The sequence below is a fragment of the Blautia sp. XA-2221 genome (assembly GCF_028767025.1).
Lineage (GTDB): Bacteria > Bacillota > Clostridia > Lachnospirales > Lachnospiraceae > Blautia_A.
In genome coordinates this window covers 68,363-87,826 of the sequence record NZ_JAJQXX010000006.1, presented here as the reverse complement: position 1 = coordinate 87,826, position 19,464 = coordinate 68,363, and the positions used below count along the sequence as shown (strand labels likewise).

Sequence of the window (19,464 nt, the reverse complement as noted above, 5' to 3'; positions counted from 1 at the left end):
AAACAGAAAAACCTTCGGCTTTTATCGTAATTTATGCCGAAGGCTTTGTCTTTATTCCTGACGGAACAATACCATAGAAAACCACAAAATTGTGTTTCCGCCAAGACTGTATTCCATTTGCTGTTCTTCTACAATTTCCGCAGCCACTACTCCATGGCTTTCCAGACATGGGTGCATTTTTTCCGGATGTCTGCAAGGCTTTCCCTGAGGAAAGGTACACTCTTCACAGATATCACAGGATTCCGTGGACAGGGTAAAAACTGAAAAGCCCTGAGTTCTGAGAAAAGAAGCAATATCTTCTGTAATTTTTTCGTGCTGGTGTCTGGTGGAAAGCATTTCCTCCATATTCATAAGATCAGACACTTCTGCCACACTGGAAAAAAATACTGCCTGAGGATATCTGCTGATTCTGTCCCGGCACTGCTCCAGAGAGCCCACAGCCGGAGGACAGGCCCAGGTAGTACCAAAACGCTCACATTCCTGGCTGCAGATGGTGCGAACCCTTTCTCTTACCTGGATTCCTTTTGTATCAAGAATCCGGTACTCATACACCGGAAACTGAGAAATAAATTCCTCAAATTTTCCGATATCCAACTGTTTTTTCATAAGTATATCCTTCCTTCTGCACTGACTGTATTTCAACTTTTTCAGATGAACCGCCTGGTTCCTGACGCCAGCAAGACCACAGCAGCCTCAGTTCAAAATGATCAGTGCCATAAATACAAGATTTTCCTCGCCGGCATTTGTCAGCGCATGGCCTTTGCCATCGGGAGTAAATGTTATATCTCCGGTTTCCACCATACGAAGCTCTCCATTGTCACTATAGATTCCTTTTCCGGAAAGAATATAGTAGGTTTCGCTTTCTCCGTGATGCTCATGGTATCCCAGGGAACAGCCTGGTTCCAGAGTCACCTCTGCATAAAGACCACATTTTCCATTTAACTGTTTTTCATCAAGAACCGGCTTAAGAAGAACATGACCGGTTCCTCCGCACATATTTTCAATACGCTGAATTTCCATAAAAGAATCCTCCCTGGCAAAAACTTTTATTATTTATGATAAGGTTCATTGTTCAGAATGCGGAAACCTCTGTATACCTGTTCCAGAAGGATCATCTGCATCAGCTGATGAGGAAAAGTCATTCTGGAAAAGCTCAGATGAAAATCTGCTCTTTTCAGCACCTGATCGCTCAGACCAAGAGAACCTCCGATCACAAAAGCCACCGAACTTTTTCCTTCCAACCCAAGCTGACCGATTTTTTCAGAAAGCTCTACAGAGTCCAGCATTTTCCCGTCAAGGGCAAGAGCGATCACATAATCCTGATCCCGGATATTTTTCATGATACGCTCCCCTTCTGTTTTTTTGATCTGTTCATTTAATGCCTCCGAAGCTTTGTCCGGAGTCTTTTCATCAGCTACCTGACAGAACGTAAGCTTACAGTATCTGCTCAGACGTTTTGCATATTCCTGTATCCCTGCGGTAAGATACTTTTCCTTGATCTTTCCAACAGATAAAATCCGGATCTCCATTATACTTCGTAGTCAAGACAGATACGATTACAGGTAACTGTCCTGATAAAAGATGCCATTTTCTGATGCTCCGGATGCACCTGATAGCCGTCAAGAGCCTCCTGCGATTCCAACTCGCAGAAAAGACCAATCTCATGTGTGCTGGCAGGAAGGACGTCTGTGACTACCTTAAGGGATATCAGTCCCGGGACAATTCCCGTAAGACGTTCCAGACCCTCTTTGATCTGAACTGCCGCTTCTTTTTTCTGTTTTTCGTCTAATGTTTCCTGAAATGACCACATTACAATGTGCTTTACCATATTTAACTCCTTTCTCTACAGACTTTCTTCAATGAAATTCTGAAATTCCTCCATAGACATCAGAACCTTCCGGGGCTTTGTGCCTTCCTCCGGTCCTACAACTCCTGCATCACAAAGCTGATCCATAATTCTGGCAGCTCTGTTAAATCCGATTTTAAACATACGCTGAAGCATCCCGATGGAAGCTTTTTCTTTATCAATAATAAATTTTCCGGCTTCCTCAAAATACACATCTCTTTCCTCAGCTCCGGAACCTCCTCCTGGCAGGCTCGCAGTATTTACCTGCTGTTCGATCTGAGGATTATACTGCGCCGCAGGATTTTTGTCTGCAAGGAACTCCACAATACTGCTGACCTCTTCGTCTGATACAAAAGCGCCCTGCAGTCTGGCCGGTTTCTGGTATCCCTGAGGATAAAAAAGCATATCTCCTTTTCCAAGAAGCTTTTCCGCTCCGTTCATATCCAGAATTGTTCTGGAATCCACGCCTGAAGACACGGAAAAGGCAATTCTGGAAGGCATATTTGCCTTAATCAGTCCTGTAATAACATTTACGGACGGTCGCTGTGTGGCAATGATCAGATGGATTCCTGCAGCCCGGGCAAGCTGAGCCAGACGGCAGATGGCATCCTCCACTTCTCCCGGTGCCACCATCATCAGGTCTGCAAGCTCATCCACGATAATGATTATCTGAGGCATACGCTCCGGCGGAGTTTCTCCCTCCGGGATCCTCATGCCATCTACTTTTTTATTATATTCCTGAAGGTTTCTCACATTAAATTCCGCAAAAGTATTGTAACGGTTCATCATTTCTGTCACAGCCCAGTTCAAAGCTCCTGCCGCCTTTTTGGGATCAGTGACTACCGGGATCAGAAGATGAGGGATTCCATTGTACACACTCAGTTCAACCACCTTGGGATCGATCATGATCAGCTTGACCTCTTCCGGTTTCGCCTTGTAGAGTATGCTGACGATCAGAGTGTTGATACATACAGATTTACCGGAACCGGTTGCTCCTGCGATCAGAAGATGAGGCATTTTTGCAATATCTGTAACAACAGGCTTACCTGCAATGTCTTTACCTACGGCAAAAGAAAGTTTTGATTTTGCCCCCTGAAACTCCTGAGACTGTAAAATCTCCCGAAGCATAACTGCCTGATTTTCTTTATTGGGAACCTCAATTCCCACAGCTGCTTTCCCGGGAATCGGCGCCTCAATACGAATATCCGGAGTTGCCAGATTCAGCTTGATATCATCAGCAAGACCTACGATCCGGCTGACTTTTACTCCCATTTCCGGCTGAAGCTCATATCTGGTGACGGTAGGCCCGCAGCTTGCATTTGTTACAGTCACATTTACACCAAAGTTATGCAAAGTATCCTGAAGTTTCTGGGCAGTCTGGCGAAGATGAGCATCGGAATCTCCTTTGCCTTTTCCATTTCCTCTTTTCAGAAGCTTCAAAGGAGGATAATGATATTCCTTTTTTATCTCTGCATCCTGACTGGTGATCTCTTTCTGAATATTGCGGATCCCATTTTCAATTTCTGTTTTGGATGATTTGGGATTCTTATGAGGCTGAGATGCTTCCGGCGTTGCAGACTGAACGGATGCTTCTGTCTTTTGCTGTTCCTCTTTCCTGAATCCATCAAAAGAATCTGAAGTCTCCTGACTTTCATCCTCATAAGCCCGGATTTCATCAAAATCCAGGGAATCTGATGGTAAATGTTCCGTATCCATATTGATATCTGCAAGGTCATCAACAGCTTCACTGGAAGAATCTGCCCGATGAATACTGAATTCCAACTGTCCCTGACCAGTGGCGGAAGTCTGGATTTCAAAATCCTGCTCAACAGACTGAGGTGCAGGTTCTGATGTTGCTTTTAATGTTTCTTTTGTCTTTTTCTTTTTAGGCGGAGTTAATTTTGTTCCTTCCAGAAAGCCGTGAGAAGGAATCTCTTGCTGCTCCTGCATAACATTAAGGGCCGCGGCCGCTTCACTGTTTTCCTGCTCCAGAGCCCGGGCAGCCTGTTTTTCTGCCTCCAGCGTTTCCTCCAGCCTGCGTATTCTCTCTGCCTGACGGTTTTCCCTTCTCTGTCGGCGTTCCTGATCCCGGATCTCTTTTTTCAGATCACGCTCCGGCTGCCCTTCCATATAACGCTCATGTCCACCTTTAGCCAGACTTACAATACCGTCCCAGATCTTAAAAATAAAATCAAAAAAGGATTTCTGGGTTATCAGGATCATTGTGATCAAAAGTACAAGTACAATAATAATATATCCACCTGCAATTCCAAAGGCAGACGTAGAGGACATGCAGATTGCTCCTCCAATCACACCGCCTCCCGTATGAAGTTCTGAGCTGCGTTTATAATAATCCATGAACCCTGTACCCGGAAGATATCCTTCTGTTAAAAGCTGTACAAAACCGCACAGAAAAAGAAAAAACACAAGGGCTGCCAGTGTTTTTTTATATGCAAGAGGATTTTTTCTGTTGGACATCAGGAAGGCAGCGCCCACAAAAAGCAGTACGGGAAATACATAGGCCAGAAGTCCCATAATTCCAAAGCAGACAGCGCTGATCTGATCACCTACCGTACCGCCCAGTCCGAAATTACTGATCACAAGGATCATGGAAGCAGCCAAAATGATCAGCAGAATGATCTCTGTCTGGAATCCACTTGTAACATTTTGTTTTTTAGCGGTGGTTTTTCTTCTTGATGTGGTATTCTTTGCTGTTTTCCCTGTGGTTCCTCTTTTGCCTTTCTGGTTCTTTGATGCTGCCATATCCAGGCTTCCCTCCTACTACTTCTATTGCTTCTTACTTACTATCGGCATCAGAACCCTTTACAGGTCCTGATACCTCTTTTGTTTCTTTTTACAACACATAATTACCGATCAGAGCAGCAAAGCCCACAATAAAACAGTAATATGCAAAACAGCGGAATTTTCCCCTGTTTACAAATCTGAGCAGAACACGGATGGTAAAGTATCCCACAACTGCGGAAATAATCATTCCCAGTACAAAGGTAAATCCCAGACCCACGCTCATTCCAGGCGCACGGAACTGTCCCAGCTCCACGATCAGTGCTCCGATAATAGCCGGTACTGACAGAATATAGGAATATTTCACTGCGAAACTTCGCGTAAATCCACTCATCAGTCCTGCACTGATAGTCAGTCCGCTTCTGGAAAGTCCGGGAAATACGGACAGTCCCTGACAAATGCCAATCCACATAGCATTTCCGAAGCTGGCATCTCTTGCAGCTTTTTTGCCGCCCATTCTGCCAAGGTCCACCACAAGAAGAACAATTCCTGTGATCAGGATTCCCGCACCCGGCAGCAACTGAGAGGAAGCGGCAAGAACAACAAGTCTTCTGGCAGTATAACCCAGAAGAGCAGTCGGTATCATAGAAACAAGAAGCAGGAGCGCAAATTTCTTATAAGTATTGCTTATGATCTTTGCATACCGAAGTTTGTCTCCTGTTCTTTTATTATGGATATAAAGAGACAGATTTCCAATTGTATCCATCAGCATATCCAAAGACTCCAATACCAGTCTTGAAATATCTTTCCAGAAAGTAAGAATCACTGCTGCCAGCGTACCAAAATGGAGCATTGCTTCCAGAAGGACTCCTGTTTCATGCTCCATTCCCAAAATATTCTGGAGAATGCTCAAATGTCCAAAACTGCTTACAGGAAGAAATTCCAGAATGCCCTGTACCACTGCAAGCAGGATCACATATAAAACTGTCATATTTTTTTCCTTTTCCTTCGTCTGTTTTATTACTGTTCATTCCGTTTACAGCAATCTTGTCAAAATGTACTACAGACTACTTTCACAAATTGAAAGCTGCTGTTTGATTCTCTGCAAAAGCAAAAGTACAAAATATTTTCATAACTTTTGCTGTATCAGTATATCACAGTTCAGAAAAAGTTACAAGATATCCCCGGCAAAAAATCGAACATGTGAGCGATACTCCACTGTTTACAGCAATCTGTTCAAAAAAGGGAAACTGTCACATTCATGACAGTTTCCCTGGTTAGCTCAGCCTGAATAATGCACTATAGCTTTTATACAGGCTGCCATTTTTAATTTTAAATCAGTTTGCGTGAGGAAGTCTCTCGTCGATCATATTCATCAGATGATCTGTGGAATGAAGCGGTGCTACAAATCCAGCATCTTCCACTGCAATAAGTTTTGCATTTTCACATGCAAGAACTCCGCCGTAGATCTCTCCCATTTCTGCATAACGGTAAACCGGAAGCTTATCGTTCATCTCATCTGAAATATCCTCCACATCATCAAACGGCATTTCAACCTCATATACATGAGCCAGCTCTGCAGCAACTTCCCAGTTGGAGAATACTACATCTTCTTCAATTGCCTGCTCAACAATCTGAAGTCTGCGTTCAGTATTGGTGAACGTGCCATAGGTTGATGCAAATCCTGTTCCCGGGATCACAACGTCTGCAAGTTTGGCAGTTTCTGTCATATGAGTATCGCATACCATCAGGAATACAAGCTCTTTCAGAAGCTCCGGATCCGGATCCTCGCCAAATACCAGAAGCGCTTTTACGCCTTCCATAGCCTCTGCACCTGCAGTGATTCCCAGATCAACAAGACCCTGGCTGTTATTCTTGGCTTTCAGCATAAGGATACCGTCACGGGCTTTTCCGATATGACCGGAAACAACTGCAATATCGCCAAGGAGTGCAGCAGCCTCAGTAGTTACTACATTCTGCTGGAATACGATCATTGCTTTCTTTGCATTTGCATAAAGCTCAGCGACTTCTTTCATTTCTTCAGATACAGCAGCAGCTTCTACAGATGCCTTAAACGCATCAAAACCTTCTGCGCCTGCACCTTTGCCCATGTCAAGAAGAGCCTTTGCAACACCCTTGAAGAAGCTGAGGCTGTTGTCTGTCTCAACAGTTTTATAAACAAAGCTCATATGATCCTGCGCATATCCTTCCGGATTTACAAGGATAACCTTTGCTCCGTTCTTTGCTGCCTGTTTCAGTTTCAGACGGATCACCTGATTCTCTTTTGCAATAAAGCCTGCGCACAGGATCACATCTGCAGAAAGGATCTCGTTGATGGTGTTCGGAGAAGCATTTACACCCAGAACTTTTTCAAGGCCGTTCTCTCTGTTATTGAAGCAGAGAGTCTTAGCTCCGATTGAGTCTGCAAACTTCTTGATTACATATGCTTCTTCGTTTGTATATCTGTCAGAAACTGCAACTGCAACTGCATCTCTTCCATATTTTGCGGCAAGAGATTCTGCCTTCTTTGCAGTCAGCATAAATGCTTCATGATAATCAACCTCTGTCAGCTGACCATCCTTTCTTGCCATCGGCTCAAGGAGTTTGCCTTCCATAACAGAGCAGTCAAAACCGAATTTTCCTCTTCCACAGAGCAGTCCCTCATTCACAGCGCCTTCTCTGTCCGGAACGGCTTTCACCAGCATATCTCCATAGGTTTCAAGATGCATGGAGCATCCTACGGAACAGTAAGCACAGGTGGTATCCGTAGCCTCAGTGTCAAGAGGAACAGATTTTTCAAGAGTAAGATTCTCCTGAAGAGCACCTGTTGGGCAGACACTTACACACTGACCACAGGAAATACATCCTGTTTCAGAAAGCGGCTGCTCGAGAGCCGGCATAACAACTGTGTCAAATCCACGTTTTACAAGACCAAGAGCGCCTACGCCCATAACCTCATCACAGGCACGAACACAAAGTCCGCAGAGAATACATTTATTAGGATCTCTTAAAATGAACGGATGCTCATCATGGAATTCCACTTCATTGATGTCTCCTGCAAGACGGTCCGGATCAACATTATACATATTGGCATAGGAGATCAGCTTACATTCAAAGTAATCTTTACATCCGCATTCCAGACAACGATGAGCTTCCTCAACAGCCTGCTCCTCGTCATATCCGAATACTACCTCTGTAAAGTTATCTTTTCTTTCTTCTGCATTCAGCTGCTCCATAGTCGGACGGCACATTCTCTCACGATCTTCAAAGGTAGCCGGAGTTACGTCCTTTTTGGTAACATAATAGTTTGGCTCGTATTTGATCTCTTCTCCACGAAGATATGCATCTACGATCAGATAGCTTTTCTTGGCATCTCCAATGGACTCAACAGCAATGGAAATCTTGTCATTTCCGCAGTCACCGCCTGCGAATACGCCCGGAAGAGCTGTCATATATGTATCTTTATCATAAACAAGGCCGCCCTTTCTGGTAAGCTCAACCCCGTTCATGCCTTCTGCATTTACTCTCTGGCCGATCGCAAGGATTACAGTGTCCACATCAATTGTTTCTGTTTTTCCTTCTACCGGAACCGGAGCGCGACGTCCGGATGCATCCGGCTCACCAAGCTCCATAACCTGGAGAACCATCTGACGGCAATGTCCGTTTTCATCAGAAATAATCTCAAGAGGATTCGTCAGGTTCAGGAAGATCACTCCCTCTTCCTCCGCTTCCTCGATCTCGATCATATCTGCAGGCATTTCGTCTTTTGTTCTTCTGTAAATATTGTAAACCTTGTCAGCACCAAGACGTACTGCTGTACGGCAGGCATCCATAGCTGTGTTACCACCGCCTACGATAGCAACGTTTTTGCCAAGGTCAATATCTTCATTGCGGACAACTTTTCTGAGGAAATCAATACCGCCGATTACACCCTCAGCATCCTCGCCTTTACAGCGGACACCGGTAGATACCCATGCGCCGATACCAACGCATACAGCGTCAAAGTCCCTGCGAATGGCTTCAAAAGAGATATCCTCGCCGATTTTTGTGTTTGTAACCATGGTTACGCCCATTTTTTCAAGAACAGCGATCTCCTCGTCCAGAACTTCTTTCGGAAGACGATATTCCGGAATACCGTAGCGGAGCATACCGCCAAGTTTTGGCATTGCTTCGTAGATTGTCACATCATGACCAAGCTGGCGAAGGAAATATGCCATGGAAAGTCCATAAGGTCCGCCGCCGATCACAGCAACGTTCTTTCCTGTATCCGGCTCGCACTCCGGAACAAACGGATCTTCACCGAACTCATCGGTATCTGCTGCAAATCTCTTAAGGTTTGCAATAGCAATCGGCTCGTCCACCATGCCGCGGCGGCACGCTGTCTCACATGGATGAGGACAGACACGTCCTATAGATCCCGGAAGCGGAATGTTCTCTCTGATCAGTTTAATCGCCTCTTCATACTGTCCGTTTGCGATCAGACCTACATAGCCCTGGCAGTCTGTACCTGCCGGACATGCAAGCATACATGGCGGACGGCAGTCACCCTTATGGTTGGAAAGAAGAAGCTCCAGGTTCGTTTTTCTTGATTCAATAACACGCGGTGTATTGGTATGGATGATCATATCCGGTGCAATCTCAGTTGCACAGGCCTTCCAGAGTTTTGGATTGCCTTCCATTTCTACCATACAAAGTCCGCATGCGCCGTAAATTTCTGTTCTCTCATCATAGCAAAGAGTAGGAATGAAAATATCGTTCTCTTTGCAGACATCGAGAATGGTCTGGCCGGGAAGTCCGTAGACTTCTTTTCCATCGATATTTAATCTGTATTTATTCACAGTCTGCACCTCCTATTAAACTCTCTTTACTGCGCCAAATTTACAGGATTCTTCACACTTGCCGCACTTAATACATACAGCAGGATCAATTTTATGCTGCTGTTTTTTCTCACCGCTGATAGCGCCAACCGGGCAGTGTCTTGCACAGGCTGTACAGCCCTTGCAGTCCTCTGTAATCTCGTAGTGAATAAGAGCCTTACAGGATTTTGCAGTACATTTATGATTATAAATATGATCCTCATATTCGTTGCGGAAATATTTCAGAGTGGTAAGTACCGGGTTCGGAGCAGTCTGTCCAAGTCCGCACATAGCGCCGTCCTTGATCTTTTCTGCCAGTTCTTCCAGAAGCTCGATATCTCCGTCTTTTCCTTCGCCTTTTGTGATTCTCTCAAGAATCTCAAGCATTCTCTTGGTACCGATACGGCAGTAGTTACATTTACCGCAGGATTCTTTCTTGGTAAAGTCAAGGAAGAAACGCGCCATGTCTACCATACAGGTATCTTCGTCCATTACGATCATACCGCCGGAACCAACGATAGCACCTGTCTTATTGATATCTTCATAGGTAACAGGAGTGTCGATCAATTCTGCCGGGATACATCCGCCGGAGGGACCACCCATCTGAACAGCTTTGAACTCTTTGTCATTTTTGATTCCACCGCCAATATTGTAGATAACCTCGCGGAGAGACATACCCATCGGAACTTCAACAAGGCCGCCTTTCTTGATCTTTCCTGCAAGAGCAAATACCTTGGAGCCTTTGGATTTTTCAGCGCCTCTGTCCGCAAAGGCCTGTCCGCCGTTGGCAATGATCCACGCAACGTTTGCATAAGTTTCCACGTTATTGATATTGGTAGGAAGCTTCCAGTAGCCTTTTGCTGCCGGGAACGGAGGTTTCAGACGCGGCATACCTCTCTCGCCTTCAAGAGAAGCGATAAGAGCAGTTTCCTCACCACATACAAAGGCACCTGCGCCTGCTTTGATACGGATATCGAAATCAAAACCTGTTCCAAACAGATTCTTGCCCAAATATCCTTTCTCTCTAGCCTGTGCCATAGCGATCTCAAGACGCGCGATTGCCAGAGGATACTCAGCACGGCAGTAAATGATACCTTCGGTAGCGCCTGCGGCAAAACCGCCGATGATCATACCTTCCAGCAGAGAGTGTGGATCGCCTTCCAGAACGGAACGGTCCATAAATGCACCCGGATCACCCTCATCTGCGTTACATACCATATACTTCTGTGCGCCCTTGTTGGATTTGATCGCATTCCATTTAAACCATGTAGGGAAGCCGGCGCCACCACGTCCGCGAAGTCCGGAAATCTTGATTTCCTCGATAACCTCATCAGGAGTCATGGATGTAATAACTTTACGTGCAGCTTCATAACCGCCTGCTGCTATGTATTCTTCAATTTTTTCCGGATTGATCTGACCACAGTTGCGGAGAACAATTCTCTGCTGCTGGGAAAGGAACGCCTCATCCTCTGCAGGAATCACATATTCCTCTACCGGCTTACCGCCCATCAGATGCTCCTCTACGATTTTTTCGACTTTATCTGTAGTGCATTTAACATATCTTGCTTCCAGAGTGCCTTCGTCATTATATACATCAACGATAGGCTCCAGATAACAGGTACCGATACATCCTGTCTTATCAATAACAACATTTGTAAGATTTTTTTCTGCTACGATACGCTGGAACTCATCAGAGGTCTTCTTAGCTCCGGTAGCAATACCACAGCTGCCCTGTCCTACAACAACTTTCATATTTCTACCTCCTATGCGTTCTTTGCTTTATAATCGTCAAGAATCTTCTTAACAGAAGATTTTGTCAGGTTTCCGAATGTTTCCTCACCGTCTGCTGATTTTACCATCATGACCGGCGCAAGAGAACAGCAGCCAAGACAGGCCACATTGTTTAATGTAAACAGACCATCCTCTGTTGTCTCTCCGTCTTTGATTCCAAGATGTTCACAGACAGCTTCCTCGATCATGTCAGAACCATTTACATGACAGGCTGTACCTTTACAGAGCATGATCAGATACTTTCCGATCGGCTGTAAGCGGAACTGTGCATAGAACGTAGCCACACCGTAAATTTTAGCAGGCATGATCCCTGTTCTTTCTGCGATATAATTAATCGCATCCATGGAAAGATACCCATAGATATCCTGAGTCTGCTGAAGAATGGTAATCAGGCTTCCCGGCACCTTTGCATATTTTTCAAGCACCGGAGCCAACTCAGCGAAATCCGCGTTTCCGCTGTTCTGACATCCACACGTATTGCTCATATGATTTGTCCCTCCTGTAGAAATTATTTTAAACATCACTACTCATTCCTTAGCATTATATCACAAAAGAAGGGACAGTCAAAGGAAAAAGTACATGATTTTTCATAAATTGTTAATAATGTGACTAACTTTTTGGAACTACATTTTTTTGTCTGCTTTCTGAAGATCAATCAGTTCATACAGTTTGGCAAGAGCTTCTTTCATTCCTCCCACTTCATCGATCAGCCCCTCTTCTACGGCTTCCCTGCCTTCCAGCATAGTCCCTACATCTTTTACAAGTTGTGTAGTATCCAGCATCAGTTCTTCCAGACGTTTCTGGGATGTGCGGGAATGAGAAGCAATAAAGCCTGTGATCCGATCCTGGATTTTTTCCATATTCCGGTAAGTCTGCGCAACACCGATGAACATTCCACTGGAACGCACCGGATGGATTACCATGGTAGCGCTTGGCACAACAAAAGAATAGTCCGCTGATACAGCCATAGGAACACCAATAGAATGGCTGCCTCCCAGAACAAGAGAAACTGTAGGAATACTTAAAGATGCAATCATCTCGGCAATGGCAAGCCCTGCTTCCACATCACCACCCACTGTGTTTAAAAGAATCAGAAGGCCATCCACATCTTCATCATCCTCCACAAGAGCCAGCTTTGGAAGTACATGCTCGTATTTTGTAGTTTTGCTCTGAGAAGACGCTGATTCATGCCCTTCCACCTCTCCAATGATCGTAAGAAGCTCTACATGATATTTTCGTGAATTTTTATCCAGAGTTATCTGACCCATTTCCTTTATCTGCTGATTTTTTCTGTCCTGATTTTCCAGTTTTTCCTGCTCGTAGCCAGTACCCTCTGTCTTAAAATCAGCGTTTTCCTGTAATTCTCCATTTCCCTCTGATCCGGAAATCATTTCCTTTACCGGATTCTTCTTTTTTCTTATATTTGTCTGATTCAGAGATTTTTCCTCTGGGTGTCTGTTTTCTTTTCTCTCATAGCCCGGCGCTGACACAGCCTCCTGGTTATAATTTATCCTTTGCAGCCTTCTTTTTTCGGACATAATACCTCCATTCTGCCGTCTTTTCCCTGCGGCACAAATAATCACAAAAGTAATTTTAACTTTTTCATGACATAATAAATCTGGTTTTTAATATTACAGTCTTAACTATGAGCATGTCCGCTTGTGTATCTGCTCTTATACGGGATAATATTCTTCTCAGGCAAAATATCTTTCACCGATTCATTTACTACTTAACCCCATTCTTAATTTTACAATCTCAGCTTAAATCATGCTCTTTGCCTGTAATATTCCTACAAAACCATCTTTCATGAAGATATTATGTGTAAAATATAAGTTTTTATTCTTTATTTATTGATGCCGAATCATCAATATTCCAGCTCTGTTTTCCGCAGAAAAAGTTGCCTGTCAGCAATAAGGAGGATTGTGCGTTCTGTAGACAGAACTGTGAAAACTCAGGAACATCTATCTGCTATCATTAATAATAAAGTGATAAATTCATAGTCACCCAAAGCTTACGCACTTGCCATAGAACTGTTAGTCCATAATGATCAATTTTCCTTTTCTACCATTCACCAACATAGAAACTACTTTCTCAAAGCATTCTCCCCATTTTATAATGCAATCATCAAAACATGAATAAAAAATCCCTTTTTTCGAGAGAAATAAAGTCATATTATCTCGCTCAATATCTCCAATAATCAACAACTTATCATCAAGAAATTCTTCATATTCACACACCATATTCATTTCAATAGTCTTTTGAGCTTCTATTGGATTCAAACGAAGACTTATCTCCTGATTCCAAATTGGATGATTGTATCTGATTTCTAAATACGCATATCTCTCCATAAAATGTTTCTGTTTCTCGTTATAAATATATCCATACTCATCATATAATTTTAATATTTCCGAAATATCTGTACTTCTATTTTCTTCATATCCTGATTGTTCTGAAATTCTCTCTACCTTTTTCTCTATTCTCATACGTTTTCCTGTTCTGCAAAATATACATCATTGTCTAAAAAATTAATCAATTTTTACAAATTTTTTAGAGCCTGCCCTGACAGCATAAATATAACCTCCCTGTTTATATTTTTTAGGGTGATATGCTGTACATGTAATATAGAATTTTTCTGTAAAGCCAACTTCTTTAAACTATAAGTATAGCATCACTGGAGCGCTTTTTTACACAAAAAGCATCACGGAAATTACATAAAAACAGCCCTCAAATCCCCTGTTTGCAAGGGCCTGAGGGCTATTCTCAATTATTCATCCCAGTTGTGCCATACGTCAGTGACGTCATCATCCTCATCAAGAAGATCAAGAGTTTTCTGAATGTTTTTGATATCTTTTTCATCTGTAAGCTCTACATAAGTCTGTGGAACCATGGCAACCTGCGCTTCCAGCATAGGAACTCCGGCAGCTTCAAGAGCCTCTCTTACCGCACTGAAATCATCCGGAGCTGTGATCACTTCAAAGCTTTCCTCTTCCTCGCTGAAATCCTCTGCGCCTGCATCAAGTGCAACCATCATCAGCTCATCTGCGTCCATCTCGCACTCTTCTTTGTCAATGATGATCTGTCCCTTCTGATCAAACATAAAGGAAACGCATCCCTGTGTTCCGATACTTCCATAACCTTTTGTAAAAGCATTTCTTACATTGCTGGCAGTACGGTTTTTATTGTCAGTCAGAGTTTCTACGATAATAGCAACACCGTTTGGACCATATCCCTCGTATGTAGCACGTTCATAGTTGTCTGCAGCCTCTGCGCCTGCTGCTTTTTTGATACCTCGCTCAATGGTATCATTTGGCATATTGTTTGCTTTTGCCTTTGCGATCACATCGCGGAGCTTGCTGTTATTGTTCGGATCCGGTCCTCCGGCTTTGACAGCCATAACGATCTCTCGTCCGATCACAGTAAAGATTTTACCTTTTTTTGCGTCGTTTTTCTCCTTTTTATGCTTTATGTTTGCGAATTTTGAATGTCCTGACATAACTCACTTTCTCCTTTTGTGTTCTTGTCATTTATTTTTTCGGCCCGCACCTTTCCTATTGTCCTGTTTCCAAGAGACAGAATCTTAAAGCGGTAACCGTTTGCAACAATCTCATGATCCAGATCTTCCTCTGTGGGAATGTGCCCCAGAAGCTCTGTGAGAAGTCCGTTCAGTGTGGTCACTTCAACCTCACCAAAACTGATCCCCAGCTCCTCCTCAACATCCTCCAGCTCTGCAAAACCATCGATCAGAACGCTGTTATCTGTCTGAGTCCGGATAGCAACATCCTCATCCTCATCATATTCATCAAGGATTTCTCCTACGATTTCCTCCAGAATATCTTCCATAGTGATCACTCCGGCCGTCTGACCGTACTCGTCCACCACCACTGCCATATGCGCCTGCTTTACCTGCATGGTGCGGAAAATATTGCTGATGCTCCCTGTTTCCGGTACAAAATCTGCCTTTCGGATCAGTCCCGGAAGCTCTCTGAGAGGTTTAAATCTTGCCCAGGAATTCTGAGTCATAAATTTGAGAGCATCTTTATAATGAATCAATCCTCTGATATTATCCATATCATCCTCATAGACAGGATATCTGGAATTTCCCTCTTCCAGCATCTCATCTATGACGTCTTTCAGAAATCTTTCCTGATCGAAAGCCACCACTCCGGTTCTATGTGTCATAATGTCACCGGCCTTAATATCATTAAAAGAAATGATATTCTGGATCATCTCTGCTTCATTTTTTTCTATAACGCCCTGCTCATGGGCTTCATCCACAATAGAAATTATTTCTTCCTCTGTAACAGCTTCCTGCTGTTCTCCAAGCGCAACGCCAAAAACACCTGCGGTAATACGCGCAAGCCAGGTAACTGCCAAAGTAAAAGGCCACATCACTGTTACTACCACGCTGACAAGCCGCACATAGCGGAACGCATATTGTCTGGAACGGTAATCACCGATCCTTCGGAACATCAGAATGCCGAAAGAGGCAAGAAGCACAACACAGAGAATCGAAATCAGTACCAGAGCCGGAAACTGATCTATGTAACGATGTGAGATCCGCGCCAATAGAGGCACAAGAAAAACACCGATAAAGATTCCTGAAGCTGTTACGATCAGAGGAATGGCATTGACATATCTTACCGGTTCATCAATAAGTTTTTTCAGTAATCCGGCTTTTCTGTTCCCTTCCTCTGCCATTTTTTGTATTTCGCTCTGGTTCAGATTCCGGACCGCTGCCGCAAACCCATAAAGGATTCCGTTCAGCAGAATCAGTATCACCAGAACAATAAGCCCCGCCAGGGGCGATCGACTGCCGTCGTCCATTTTGTATTTCCTTTCTTAACTGGCTGTACTTACAGTGTATTTCCCCGAAAATTTCCTGCAGAACAGCATAATCACTGCTAAAATATAGCACTTTCCCTGCTGTTCGTCAAGAATCCCCGTCCAAAAAGTATTTTTTGCTTACTGTTCACAGAGTGCTGTCCCGTTGTGAACAGAATAAACCGTGGCATCTTTTGCTCTGCCCCACAAAAAGTCTCAGAAACTCAGCTCCAGACTGATCTCCAGTGCATGGTTCACACGGTCAAGCATACACTGATCCAGATGACATACCTTATCTTTCAGCCTTCTTTTATCAATGGTCCTTAATTGTTCCAGAAGGATCACGGAATCTTTTTCAATTCCGTAGGCAGAAGCATCAATTTCAATATGTGTAGGAAGTTTTGCCTTGTTCATTTTTGATGTAATGGCCGCACAGATCACCGTCGGGCTGTGCCGGTTTCCCACATCATTCTGTATGATCAGAACAGGACGGACTCCACCCTGTTCACTTCCCACTACAGGTCTTAAATCTGCATAAAAAATATCCCCTCTTTTTATTACCACACAATTCACACTCCGATTCTGTTTTCTCTACCAATCAGTATTTCCAGTTTTTTCTTGTGTATACATGCGTGGTATTTCCAGTTTTTGCCGCCTTTACCTATTCAAAGAAGGTCAGCTCTCCCCATTTCTTTCCGTTCTTTATGTAGATTCGTGGTACCCGTTTTCCAATATCACAGGCAAATTCATAGGAGAATCGTCCTGATAAATCTCCAAGAGTTTCCAGACTGAGAACCTCATCTCCGTCTTTTCCTGCAAGTGTTACCTCATCTCCTGTCTGCACCTCAGGTATTTCTGTTACGTCCACCATAAACTGATCCATACAGATCCGTCCGATAACAGGAGCTTTTTTTCCATGGATCAGAACCCAGCCTTTGTTGGAAAGACTTCTGGGATAGCCGTCTGCATAGCCTGCAGGTATGGTGGCAACCTTCATGTTTTTTTGTGCCGTGAAGGTTCCCCCGTAGCTGACCGAAGTCCCTGCCTTCAGTTCCTTAACATAACTTACATGACTTTTCAGCTCCATGGCAGGAAGAAGTTTTACAATGTCCCGTTCCACCTCTGTGGAAGGATAAATCCCATAAATGGTGATCCCGGCACGGACAGCATCCATGTTTGCTTTTGGCATACGGATAATACCGGCGCTGTTGGAACAGTGTTTCATGGGAATTCTAATTCCATTTTTGTAAAGCAGCCTTTCAAAAGCCACATAACGCTCCAGCTGTTTTTCAGCTGAAGAAATATCTGTTTCGTCTGCTCTGGCAAAATGGGTGAACAGTCCCTCTACCTCTACATTGGGCAGTTCTGTAATTTTTTTGATTTCCTGAACACTTTCTTCGGTGTCAGCAAATCCAATCCTGCTCATTCCTGTGTCAAGTCCAATATGGATATGTACTGTTTTTTCCTGACGGACAGCTTCCTCTGACAGTTGTTCTGCCATGGAATATTCACTGACAGTCAGCCGGATCTCCTGTTCCACCATATCAGGAAAATATTCCTCAAATACGATTCCCAGAATCAGTATTGGTTTTGTTACACCAAAGGCACGAAGCTGAAGAGCCTCCTCGGCAGTAGCCACCGCAAATCCCCAGATATAACTGTAACCGTGGACCAGACGGGCAATCGCTTCTGCTCCATGTCCATATCCGTCCGCCTTGATCACAGCAATAATCTTTGTGCCTTTTGCGATATTTTTTTTCATTTCTCCAAAATTATGCGCAACAGCATCCAGGGATACTACTGCCTTGATTCTGTCATATTTCCTCATGTCGTCCTCCGTACTTCAATACCTCTGGAACCGTCAGAACCAGATCGCCTGCTTTCATGCCATACATTCCCTTTTTATCAGCTGCCAGATCACCTGCTCTACCATGGATAAAAACTCCCATTGCCGCAATCTCTGCCATTTCACCGGATGAAATCTCTCTTCCTTTGTACATACAAAGCATGCCCGCCAAAATACCAGCAAGCACATCTCCGCTTCCGGCTGTTGCCATTCCGGCATTTCCGGAAAGATTGTACCACACTGTGCCGTCAGAACCGGCTGTTACGGTACAGGCATCTTTCAGCACACAGACAGCTCCGGTATCTCCTGCGTATTCCAGGGCTGAAGCCTCCCGGCTGTCCTGAAGCCCACCAATGCTTTTTCCGGTAAGGCGGCTCATTTCCCCCATATGAGGAGTCAGGATTACATGATCTCCCAGAAGTTTTTTCCAGGACTGGTTCTCTGACAGAAGATTCAATCCGTCTGCATCAAGGACCACTTTTTTCCCGGATAAAGCTTTTTCCAGAAACCAGCGGACCTTAAATCGTGCTTTTTCCGAAATTCCAAGCCCTGGTCCCATCAGGATCACATCACACCAGTCATAGGCTTTCTGATAAGCCTTTTCTCCTTCCCCACAGTCAATAATGGCTTCGGGCAGCAGGCTCTGTAAAGGGATACGGTTGCTTTCATCTGTAAGAATACGCACCATCCCCGCTCCGCTGGCAAATGCTGCCGCGGCACAGAAATAGGCGGCACCGCACATTCCCGGACTTCCTGCCACTGCAAGTACCTTTCCAAAAGTAGCCTTGTTCCCCTCCGGTGTTCTCATGGGAAGATTTCTGATATCTTTCTCTTCCAGAATTTTCTTTTTCTCCGGGACGCCAGGCTCTCCGTAAACGCCGATATCTGCCAGAACCGTCCTTCCGGCATTTTTTCTGCCAGGGTAAAGGCACAGCCCCGCCTTCAGAAAGCCGTAGGTCACAGTAAGATCCGCTTCAAACGCAGCCCCCATCACTGCGCCTGTATCTCCGTTTACCCCAGATGGAATATCCACAGCGACCTTCCAGGCAGCCGTCCGGTTCATGGTTTCTATCAGTTCTTTATATTTTCCCATAACAGGACGGGCCAGTCCCACGCCAAAAACAGCGTCTACTATAGTAGTATATTCACGCCACTGCGGGTTATTCACAACCGGGACGTGATAATTTGATGCAATGGAAAACTGACGCGCGGTTTCACAGGTAAAGGAGGAAGAATCCCCTGCCATATAGATCTCCGCCTGATAGCCATGAAGAAAAAGAATCCGCGCAATGGCAACTCCATCCCCTCCGTTATTTCCGTTTCCGCATACACAGAGGATTTTTTCTTCTGTATTTTTTTCACGAAAAACCCGTTCCATTTCTTCCACGGTTTTCAAAGCTGCCCGTTCCATAAGAACGCAGGAAGGAATACCTCTTTTTTCAATCGTATATGCATCCAGCTGTTTTATTCTCTCACAGCTTACCACTTCTTTCATCCGATCCCTCCTTTTCTGTCAGCTGTAGTATTTTATATTTTTACGTCAAAAGGCTGCCACGCCCGGA

General features: G+C 44.3%; 15 protein-coding genes and 3 pseudogenes. All 18 read right to left on the bottom strand.

Annotated elements, in window-relative coordinates; genetic code table 11:
- Positions 1–51: 51 nt before the first annotated feature.
- The 18 genes and pseudogenes from LU279_RS07140 to LU279_RS07065 all read right to left on the bottom strand — a co-directional run bounded on the left by LU279_RS07140 (position 52) and on the right by LU279_RS07065 (position 19,397).
- Positions 52–606, bottom strand: a complete 555-nt coding sequence (locus tag LU279_RS07140; RefSeq protein ID WP_274421867.1) for a DUF2284 domain-containing protein — start codon at positions 604–606, stop codon at positions 52–54.
- An 87-nt stretch (positions 607–693) separates the two neighbouring features.
- Entirely contained in the window at positions 694–1,020 is a 327-nt protein-coding gene (locus LU279_RS07135) for a cupin domain-containing protein (protein ID WP_274421866.1), read from the bottom strand.
- A gap of 29 nt (positions 1,021–1,049) precedes the next feature.
- Positions 1,050–1,529 carry a 23S rRNA (pseudouridine(1915)-N(3))-methyltransferase RlmH gene (gene rlmH, locus LU279_RS07130; RefSeq protein ID WP_274421865.1) on the bottom strand — a complete coding sequence of 160 codons (480 nt, stop codon included), beginning with the start codon at positions 1,527–1,529 and terminating at the stop codon, positions 1,050–1,052.
- Positions 1,529–1,828, bottom strand: coding sequence for a Dabb family protein (locus tag LU279_RS07125; RefSeq protein WP_274421863.1), 300 nt, complete (start codon positions 1,826–1,828; stop codon positions 1,529–1,531). The genes rlmH and LU279_RS07125 overlap by 1 nt, the downstream gene beginning before the upstream one ends.
- Positions 1,829–1,843: 15 nt before the next feature.
- Positions 1,844–4,609: an FtsK/SpoIIIE family DNA translocase gene (locus LU279_RS07120; protein WP_274421862.1), complete on the bottom strand. Its 2,766-nt coding sequence runs from the start codon at positions 4,607–4,609 to the stop codon at positions 1,844–1,846.
- A 91-nt stretch (positions 4,610–4,700) separates the two neighbouring features.
- Positions 4,701–5,579: an undecaprenyl-diphosphate phosphatase gene (locus LU279_RS07115; protein WP_274421861.1), complete on the bottom strand. Its 879-nt coding sequence runs from the start codon at positions 5,577–5,579 to the stop codon at positions 4,701–4,703.
- 346 nt (positions 5,580–5,925) lie between these two features.
- A pseudogene (locus LU279_RS13610) lies at positions 5,926–7,596 on the bottom strand (molybdopterin-dependent oxidoreductase); the annotation flags it as partial.
- A 381-nt stretch (positions 7,597–7,977) separates the two neighbouring features.
- Positions 7,978–8,847: pseudogene (locus tag LU279_RS13605) on the bottom strand (FAD-dependent oxidoreductase); the annotation flags it as partial.
- A 60-nt stretch (positions 8,848–8,907) separates the two neighbouring features.
- Positions 8,908–9,426, bottom strand: a pseudogene (locus LU279_RS13600) (2Fe-2S iron-sulfur cluster-binding protein); the annotation flags it as partial.
- A gap of 15 nt (positions 9,427–9,441) precedes the next feature.
- Complete coding sequence (locus tag LU279_RS07105) at positions 9,442–11,196, bottom strand: NADH-ubiquinone oxidoreductase-F iron-sulfur binding region domain-containing protein (RefSeq protein ID WP_274421858.1); 1,755 nt, start codon at positions 11,194–11,196, stop codon at positions 9,442–9,444.
- 11 nt (positions 11,197–11,207) lie between these two features.
- Positions 11,208–11,720 carry an NADH-quinone oxidoreductase subunit NuoE gene (nuoE, locus tag LU279_RS07100; RefSeq protein WP_022067677.1) on the bottom strand — a complete coding sequence of 171 codons (513 nt, stop codon included), beginning with the start codon at positions 11,718–11,720 and terminating at the stop codon, positions 11,208–11,210.
- A 138-nt stretch (positions 11,721–11,858) separates the two neighbouring features.
- Positions 11,859–12,503: a ClpP family protease gene (locus tag LU279_RS07095; RefSeq protein WP_442870145.1), complete on the bottom strand. Its 645-nt coding sequence runs from the start codon at positions 12,501–12,503 to the stop codon at positions 11,859–11,861.
- 765 nt (positions 12,504–13,268) lie between these two features.
- Positions 13,269–13,718, bottom strand: a complete 450-nt coding sequence (locus tag LU279_RS07090; protein WP_274421857.1) for an SUKH-3 domain-containing protein — start codon at positions 13,716–13,718, stop codon at positions 13,269–13,271.
- A gap of 281 nt (positions 13,719–13,999) precedes the next feature.
- Positions 14,000–14,728, bottom strand: coding sequence for a YebC/PmpR family DNA-binding transcriptional regulator (locus LU279_RS07085; protein ID WP_274421856.1), 729 nt, complete (start codon positions 14,726–14,728; stop codon positions 14,000–14,002).
- Complete coding sequence (locus tag LU279_RS07080) at positions 14,698–16,059, bottom strand: hemolysin family protein (protein ID WP_274421855.1); 1,362 nt, start codon at positions 16,057–16,059, stop codon at positions 14,698–14,700. The genes LU279_RS07085 and LU279_RS07080 overlap by 31 nt, the downstream gene beginning before the upstream one ends.
- A gap of 213 nt (positions 16,060–16,272) precedes the next feature.
- The gene (locus LU279_RS07075; protein WP_138270286.1) at positions 16,273–16,620 is read right to left on the bottom strand and encodes a type II toxin-antitoxin system PemK/MazF family toxin; all 348 of its coding nucleotides are present in this window, start codon (positions 16,618–16,620) and stop codon (positions 16,273–16,275) included.
- A 97-nt stretch (positions 16,621–16,717) separates the two neighbouring features.
- A complete protein-coding gene (gene alr, locus LU279_RS07070; RefSeq protein ID WP_274421854.1) occupies positions 16,718–17,884 on the bottom strand; it encodes an alanine racemase in 1,167 nt (388 codons plus the stop codon).
- Positions 17,871–19,397, bottom strand: coding sequence for an NAD(P)H-hydrate dehydratase (locus LU279_RS07065; protein WP_274421853.1), 1,527 nt, complete (start codon positions 19,395–19,397; stop codon positions 17,871–17,873). Before LU279_RS07065 ends, alr begins: the two co-directional genes overlap by 14 nt.
- Between the last annotated feature and the right edge of the window lie 67 nt (positions 19,398–19,464).

Bases quoted from the DNA above. Each gene is read 5' to 3' on its own strand.
- LU279_RS07115 (WP_274421861.1), bottom strand. From the start codon at position 5,579: ATGACAGTTTTATATGTGATCCTGCTTGCAGTGGTACAGGGCATTCTG.
- LU279_RS07080 (WP_274421855.1), bottom strand. From the start codon at position 16,059: ATGGACGACGGCAGTCGATCGCCCCTGGCGGGGCTTATTGTTCTGGTG.
- LU279_RS07085 (WP_274421856.1), bottom strand. From the start codon at position 14,728: ATGTCAGGACATTCAAAATTCGCAAACATAAAGCATAAAAAGGAGAAA.
- nuoE (WP_022067677.1), bottom strand. From the start codon at position 11,720: ATGAGCAATACGTGTGGATGTCAGAACAGCGGAAACGCGGATTTCGCT.
- rlmH (WP_274421865.1), bottom strand. From the start codon at position 1,529: ATGGAGATCCGGATTTTATCTGTTGGAAAGATCAAGGAAAAGTATCTT.
- LU279_RS07120 (WP_274421862.1), bottom strand. From the start codon at position 4,609: ATGGCAGCATCAAAGAACCAGAAAGGCAAAAGAGGAACCACAGGGAAA.
- LU279_RS07095 (WP_442870145.1), bottom strand. From the start codon at position 12,503: ATGGGTCAGATAACTCTGGATAAAAATTCACGAAAATATCATGTAGAG.
- LU279_RS07140 (WP_274421867.1), bottom strand. From the start codon at position 606: ATGAAAAAACAGTTGGATATCGGAAAATTTGAGGAATTTATTTCTCAG.
- LU279_RS07135 (WP_274421866.1), bottom strand. From the start codon at position 1,020: ATGGAAATTCAGCGTATTGAAAATATGTGCGGAGGAACCGGTCATGTT.
- alr (WP_274421854.1), bottom strand. From the start codon at position 17,884: ATGAGGAAATATGACAGAATCAAGGCAGTAGTATCCCTGGATGCTGTT.
- LU279_RS07090 (WP_274421857.1), bottom strand. From the start codon at position 13,718: ATGAGAATAGAGAAAAAGGTAGAGAGAATTTCAGAACAATCAGGATAT.
- LU279_RS07125 (WP_274421863.1), bottom strand. From the start codon at position 1,828: ATGGTAAAGCACATTGTAATGTGGTCATTTCAGGAAACATTAGACGAA.
- LU279_RS07065 (WP_274421853.1), bottom strand. From the start codon at position 19,397: ATGAAAGAAGTGGTAAGCTGTGAGAGAATAAAACAGCTGGATGCATAT.
- LU279_RS07105 (WP_274421858.1), bottom strand. From the start codon at position 11,196: ATGAAAGTTGTTGTAGGACAGGGCAGCTGTGGTATTGCTACCGGAGCT.